The following is a 2,749-nucleotide window of genomic DNA, read 5'->3' on the forward strand; positions in this document are numbered from 1 at the left end:
AGTTGATAAGCATCTGTCAGCTCATGAGATAAGTTCAGATACCGCTCTAAATACCAGTACTGCTTCTCGCTCAGGGTGTCGGGGGATTTGTGAAAAACATGTTTCATGCGTTTGCACTTCTTGCGGTCATATTCATGAAAGTCTTTCTGAACGTTCCGGCGAACTAGATCCAGAGCCCAGTACATATAACGGCAGAAATGAAAGCGGTCCGCGATGATAATCGGAGATCCTAATGCCTGCTGGACAGCGGATTTAAAGGAAGGGCTCCTATCCATCACCACGATCTCCACCTTCGCCCCTTTCTCCCTTAAATACGGCTTGATAGTGGCGGCGGTGCGATCCGGCAGAATATCAAGAGGTTCCCCGGTCCGACCATCTGCGATAAGAACTTGATACTTCCCTTGATCTGTATCTCCTTTATACTCATCGATGGCAATGACCTCGGGTAGTTCCTTCCCTTCCTGGATCATGGGCGCTGCCAGACGGTCAAACCGCCGCATAGCTGTTGAAGGGGATGTATGAAACTGGTCTGCAGTATCTTTAAAATTCTTACCTTGAATGGTGCGAAGACCTAATGCTTGATTCCATTCCACCGTGTGACGTTGATAACGCTCTACCATACGGGCCTTTTCCGGAAACTTCTTACCACAAGAACAGGCATAGCGCCGCTTGCGATACATTAAGTACGACGTCCGTTCAAACATCTTCAGATGTTGGATCTTCTGGATACGATAGTCATGAACACGGCTGGTCTTTTCCCCGCAAGCCGGGCATCTGTGCGCTTTTCGTTCCTTTTCCACATGGATATAATACGTAGAGCCTATCGTCTCTGTTTTCATCACGTTGAATTCTTCTAAACCGGGTACATTCATGGTAAAATGCATAGACACGCAACTCCTATCCTTTCTTGTTTCTCGACAATTCAAGTATAAAGGATAAAGGAGTTTGCGTGTTTTTTTAGCACGAAATTGTTTTAAAACCCCAACATTTATTGTAGAGCCAAATTTCAAAAATATAAGGAGACGATTTCTGATAAGATAATCCGAAACCATCTCCTTATTCACTGACCTCTACTTGTTTTGTATTAAACTTTTTTCAAAATCACTAAAGCAACTTTGTTATCATACAGAATTGATTGTAACTGTTAAGAGCAATCGTAACCTTCAGCGCAATCAACATCTGTCTTTTCTTCTAATAATTCGACTTTAGCACTAGTTTCATATATCTTAGCCTTCTTTTTAATTCCTGCAAGAATTGTTGTTCCAACGGGGTTTTTATGCCAAGTAGTCCATCTAGCATAAGCTTGATCAATAGAAGCAGCTACAATTGCCGTGCCTGCACCAATTAGCATCCCTGGCCATCCCCCAATTAAGTAGGCAAGTCCTGAAGCTACAGTACCTGCTGTCGCATCAACTGGCACATCATAATCACCTTCATTTGTGCCAGTGTATTTCCAAGGAGTTAGTTCATCAGCGTATACACTTATATCATCTGATCTTTCGTTAACATTTGTATTATTCTTAGCTGGGGTACCTAAATCCACAGTTTCTGTTTTTGTTTTGCCGTCTTCCATGCTCTTTATTATTTGCTTGCTCTGTATTTCATTAATTCTAGAGGTTTGTTTAATTTCAAGTTTGTAATTTCCTTGGTCATCTTTTTTATAGATTTTGCTTTGAACTTCATAACTTTCAGGTTCCACTTCTTCCACAATTTTATACTTTTCTCCATCTTTTACCTCTGTATATTCCCAGGAGTTTTTGTCCGTCATGTTCAATACAATATTGTTGTTACTGGTTTGGTCATTATTAGATTGAGCACTAACAGAAGCTGGGACAGAAAAAGAAAACGTTACAATAAGACTAATAAAACAGAGAGGCAATTTTTGCATTATTTTTTTCATAAATATCCTCCTCGTATAATGCTCCCTTAGAACAGTATAGTGGTCTTGTAGTTCTTCAATAAATAATTTGCATCTGCTGACAACTTTCACATTAAATTGAGATTGCAAGTAAAATCAACAATAAGTCTTGATTAATGAACTCCCCCTCTCATTCATAATAAAATACACTCTAATTTTAGTTGAAAATTGGAATAATTAATTATTTTCTAGTAATTTAACATCTATTACCACTAATTACAATACTATTACACTGATTTTTGAAATTTACTAAAAATGTGTTAAAGTTTAGTGGGTAGATTGTTTAAGAGGAGGTTAATAGTGATATCCAGTATATTAATTACTTCCATAGCAGTTGCTATTGTTGTTTATCTTTCTATTACCATTGCTAAAGTAAAAGATGAGGAGACAGGAAAAAAAGACAAGGGGAAAATATTTAATTATTACAGGTTAAGTTATAAACGAAGATTCTTTCGAAATTTGTGGACGTTTCCATTGGCAGTTCTCTTTTTTGTAATATGCTATGTATACTCAGAGTTAAATCCAAGGGATAATATATTTATTACTACATTCTTTCTACTAGTTGCTCTGTTTTTAATAATTGAATTGGTATATAATTACATTAGATCAAACCATAAAAAATAGCAATCTACATTTGAAACTTTCCCTTTAGTAAAGGGTGGGTTCGCAATTTTAAAGAAAATAAATAAATGCAACAACCACCGTAATTCCATTATTTATAATTAAAGAATAGATCCCTGAATCCGTGATAAAGAGGGTTATTGTTGGAGTGAGGTTCCGTTCTATATCTATAACTCGTTTCTACTTTAGGAATACGCTGGAGGCAAAGAA

Annotated in this window: 2 protein-coding genes; both read right to left on the bottom strand. The window is 37.3% G+C overall.

What is annotated here, in order from left to right:
- On the bottom strand, positions 1-890 hold an 890-nt coding region (locus BM058_RS17890), incomplete at its 3' end, for an ISL3 family transposase (RefSeq protein WP_245737098.1).
- A gap of 254 nt (positions 891-1,144) precedes the next feature.
- Positions 1,145-1,900: a hypothetical protein gene (locus BM058_RS17895; protein WP_090929154.1), complete on the bottom strand. Its 756-nt coding sequence runs from the start codon at positions 1,898-1,900 to the stop codon at positions 1,145-1,147.
- Positions 1,901-2,749 lie beyond the last annotated feature (849 nt).

Origin of the sequence: Salibacterium qingdaonense (assembly GCF_900114715.1) — a bacterium.
In the GTDB taxonomy this organism is placed as follows: domain Bacteria; phylum Bacillota; class Bacilli; order Bacillales; family Marinococcaceae; genus Salibacterium; species Salibacterium qingdaonense.

Excerpts from the sequence above, each read along its gene's own strand:
- BM058_RS17895 (WP_090929154.1), bottom strand. The coding sequence starts at position 1,900 with ATGAAAAAAATAATGCAAAAATTGCCTCTCTGTTTTATTAGTCTTATT.